Here is a 4,749-nt window from a genome sequence, read left to right on the forward strand (position 1 = left end):
TGAACCCGAGCATCACCTGGCCAAGAGTGACATCGACAGCTTCTTCACTGCTCTTGGCAAAGCGCCGTTCACCAGCGGGATCATCATCTCCACCACTGACCGGTGGGGAAAGAACGCTGAAGACGCCCTGAATGACCAATCCAAGCCGGTACAGCGCATCGGTTTGGATGTCCTTGCCGAGTCACCGATCGATTGGCAGGTCGAATGGGCTGATGACGACTTTACGGTTGGCGTCGAGCAGGTCGCCCGGCATGAGCCCCGTGAACACCAGCAAATTGCCATTGACAAAGTGTTTACCGGCTTCGGTGCGGGTAATGACCGCGGCAAACTGATCATGGCGTGCGGTACCGGCAAAACGTTCACCGCTTTGAAGATCGCCGAACGCACAGCTGCTGAGAACGGTGGGCGTGCCCGAATCGTGTTCTGCGTTCCGTCGATTTCACTGTTGTCGCAAACGTTGCGGGAATGGACTGCGCAGACCTCTATGCCGCTGCGTGCTTTCGCTGTCTGCTCGGATCAGAAGGTATCCCGGGCTGCCGAGGACTCCCGCACCTATGACGTTGCTATCCCGGTGACCACCAACGCCGCGAAGCTGACCGAGTCACTCACCAACGCTGCGAATGATGCTGATGGGTTGACAGTGGTGTTCACCACCTATCAATCGCTTCCGGTGGTCTCTGACGCTCAGGCCCACGGGCTACCGGAGTTTGATCTGATCCTCTGCGATGAGGCTCACCGCACCACTGGCGTCACGCTGACCGGTGCGGATGAATCGAACTTCGTGAAGGTGCATGACCCGGAATTTCTGAGGTCGGCTCGCCGTCTGTACATGACCGCCACACCACGGATCTACGATCAGAAGCTCAAGGACCAGGCCGAAGAGCATTCCGCTGAAGTGGCCTCGATGGACAACGAGGAACTGTTCGGTCCAGAGTTCCACCACCTTGGGTTCGGCGAAGCTGTGGAGAAGCTCCTGCTCACCGACTACAAAGTTCTTGTCCTGACTGTCGATCAGTCACTGGTGGCCGGACCGATGCAGGAACAACTTGCCGGTTCCGATAATGAACTCAACCTTGATGACGCCACCCGGATCGTCGGCTGCTGGAATGGGCTGGCCAAACGTGCTGGCGCCGCGATCGACGGCTCCACCTTCACCCCCGGCGAGAACCCTATGCGCCGTGCTGTCGCGTTCGCCAAAGACATCGCCACCTCGAAGTCCATCGCGCGGATGTTCCCTGCCGTTGTCGATGCCTACCGCGACACCCTCGACGACGAAGACGACAGCGTCGATCCTGCAGCCAACAACGCCGACTTGTATTGCTCGGTTGAACATGTCGACGGCACGTACAACGCGCTGGAACGCACCTCGCGGATCAATTGGCTCAAAGGCATCAGCTCCCCACTGTCAGACAACGAGTGCCGCATCCTCACCAACGCGCGCTGCCTGTCCGAGGGTGTGGATGTTCCAGCACTTGATGCGGTGTTGTTCCTGCATCCACGCAACTCGATCGTCGATGTTGTCCAGGCCGTTGGCCGGGTGATGCGCCTGTCCGAAGGCAAGGACTACGGCTACATCATTTTGCCGGTTGCTGTGCCAGCCGAGGTGAGCCCGTCGCAGGCATTGAAGGACAACAAGCGGTTCAAGGTTGTGTGGGAGGTTCTCAACGCGTTGCGTTCCCACGACGAACGATTCGACGCCCACGTCAACGCCATCAACCTCAACGCCGCCGACACCAAGACACCCGCTACCGGTACCGGCAGTGGGACCTTGATGGGTGGACACATCGGCCCCGATACCGGCGACGAGACTGAAACGACCGGCCCGTCCGCCGACACCCCATCCGACAACACCAGCTCAGATGCTGACTTCACCTCGCAATTGGCGTTGTTCTCCTTGTCGCAGTGGCGGCAAGCGATCTTCGCCCGCATCGTCGACAAAGTCGGAGACCGTACCTACTGGGAAGACTGGGCCCACGACGTTGCTGACATCTCCGCCGCGCAGATTACTCGCATCAAAGCGATTCTCGCTCAAAGTGATCCAGCCATCGAAGCGGAGTTCAGCAAGTTCGTCGACGGCTTACGCGACAACCTCAACGACTCCATCAGCACCGACGACGCGATCAGCATGCTGTCTCAGCATCTGATCACTAAACCGGTCTTCGACGCCCTGTTCAGCGAACACGACTTCGCCTCCCACAACCCGGTCTCGATCGTCATGCAACGCATGGTCGACACTCTCGGCGACACCGGCCTCGAGTCAGAAACTGCCAGCCTCGACGACTTCTACGCCTCTGTGCGGCTGCGTGCCTCCCAGGTCACGAGCGCTGAGGGTAAGCAGCGCATCATCGCCGACCTATACGAGCGGTTCTTCAAGATCGGGTTCAAGAAACAGTCCGATGCACTCGGCATCGTCTACACCCCCGTCCAGGTTGTTGACTGGATCCTCCACGCCGCCGACACCGTCTCCCGTGAGCATTTCGGCAAGGGTCTCACCGACGACAATGTCCACATTCTCGACCCGTTCACCGGCACCGGCACCTTCATCACCCGACTCATGCAGACGGGGCTGGTCACCCCACATGATTTGGCCCGCAAGTACACCCAGGAATTGCACGCCAACGAACTCATGCTGCTGGCCTACTACGTCGCCGCAGTCAACATCGAAGCCACCTACCACGCCCTGGTCGGCAAAGCCGACACGTCCGACTACGAACCGTTCCCCGGGATTGTCCTCGCTGACACGTTCCAGATCAGCGAAGCCGACGACACGATGGATGCCGAGATGTTCCCGGCGAACAACGACCGCATCACCCGACAGCTCGACACCAAAATCAACGTCATCGTCGGCAACCCTCCGTACTCCGTCGGCCAGGACAGCGCTAACGACAACAACGCCAACATCAAGTACCCGACCCTCGACGGCCACATCGAAAACACCTACGCCGCACGCTCAACGGCCACCAACAAAAACAGCCTCTACGACTCGTACATCAGGGCATTCCGCTGGGCCACCAACCGCATCGGTGAACAAGGCATCGTCGCATTCGTCTCCAACGGGGGCTGGATCGACGGCAACACCGCCGACGGCATGCGCCTCACCCTCGCCGACGACTACAGCAATATCTACGTCTACAACCTCCGCGGAAACGCCCGCACTGCCGGTGAACTCCGCAAAAAGGAGAAGGGCAACGTCTTCGGCGGCGGTGGGCGCACTACTATTGCGATCTTCATCGGCGTCAAAGACCCGTCACACACGGGGCCCGCCACGATCCACTACCGCGACATCGGCGACTACCTCACCCGCGACGACAAACTCCGCATTCTTGACAGTGACTCACTCCCCGCCATCGACTGGGACACCCTCACACCCAACACTGCAGGCGACTGGATCAACCAACGCAACGAGACCTTCACCACATTTCCGGTCATCGGCGACAAGACACCGAAGGCCGGGGCCATCACCGTGTTCGGTACCTTCTCCCGAGGTCTCGAAACTGCCCGTGATGCGTGGGTGTACAACTACAGCCGCGCCACACTCGAAGAATCCGTCGCACGTCTCATCACCAACTACAACGCCGCACTCGGCGACTTCCAGAAATACTGCGCAGACCACGACATCACCAAACCCAAGGAAGCCACCGTCACCGAGTTCCTCAGAACCTCACCGGCCGCCTCTGATCCTGCACGGATCAAATGGGCGCGAAGCTTACGCAATCACGCCGCACGAAACCGAACGCTCACAACGTCGGGGGCCTTCACGACAGGAACTTACCGCCCGTTCGATAAGCAACACGTCTACTTCGACAAATACCTCAACCACGAACGATCCCAGCTCGCAACGATTTTTCCCACACCCCACCACACGAACATCGGCTTCTACCAAGTCGGTGCCGGTTCAGCAGTCCCCTTCTCGGTCCTTGCCCTCCGAGACCTACCCAATCTCCACGTGACAGGCGCGGGAAGTGGTGGTCAGTTTTTCCCGCGCTACACCTACAGCAAGCCAGAAGAGGACGCTGGCACCCTCGACTTCTCTACCCCCACTGGCGGTACCGATGAGTGGGGGTATCAACGAGTCGACAACATCACCGATGAGATCACGAATCTGTACCGAGCGAAGCTCGGCGACGACGTCACCAAGGACGACATCTTCTACTTTGTCTACGGGACCTTGCACTCACCGACCTACCGCACCACCTATGCTGCGGACTTGAAGAAGATGCTGCCACGCATCCCTACACCGGAGTCCCGCGACGAGTTCGACGTCTACTTGAACGCAGGCCGCCGCCTGATGGTGCTGCACGCCGACTATGAGGACGTCGAACTGTACCCACTCAACATCGAGGTTAAGAAGGGGCACAATGTCGACGATCCGGACACGTGGCGTGTGCAGAAGATGAAGTGGCGGTCAAAATCAGACCACTCCACAATCATCTACAACCCGCAGGTGACGATCTCCGGCATACCGGAAGATGCCGAACGTTACCTCCTCGGCTCTCGCACAGCCCTCGGCTGGATTCTGGAGCGCTACCAGGTCAAGACTGACAAAGACTCCAAGATCACCAACGACCCGAACGACTGGGGCGAAGAGCACGATGATCCGACCTGCATCGTTGATCTGATCCGGAAGGTGACCACCGTGGCCGTCGAATCCATGAAGATCATCGACTCGTTGCCATTGACGGCGCTCATCGAAATTCCCCAGTGATGCTCGTCTGAATTCCCCACCCGTGTGGCTCCGCCAGAGTAGGC

Annotated in this window: 1 protein-coding gene; it reads left to right on the forward strand. The window is 59.1% G+C overall.

The window, feature by feature from the left end:
• Nucleotides 1-4,705, forward strand: a 4,705-nt coding sequence (locus GOOTI_RS21685) for a DEAD/DEAH box helicase (RefSeq protein WP_007240751.1), incomplete at its 5' end; no start/stop codon positions are given.
• Nucleotides 4,706-4,749 lie beyond the last annotated feature (44 nt).

This window comes from Gordonia otitidis NBRC 100426 (assembly GCF_000248075.1).
Taxonomy (GTDB): domain Bacteria; phylum Actinomycetota; class Actinomycetes; order Mycobacteriales; family Mycobacteriaceae; genus Gordonia; species Gordonia otitidis.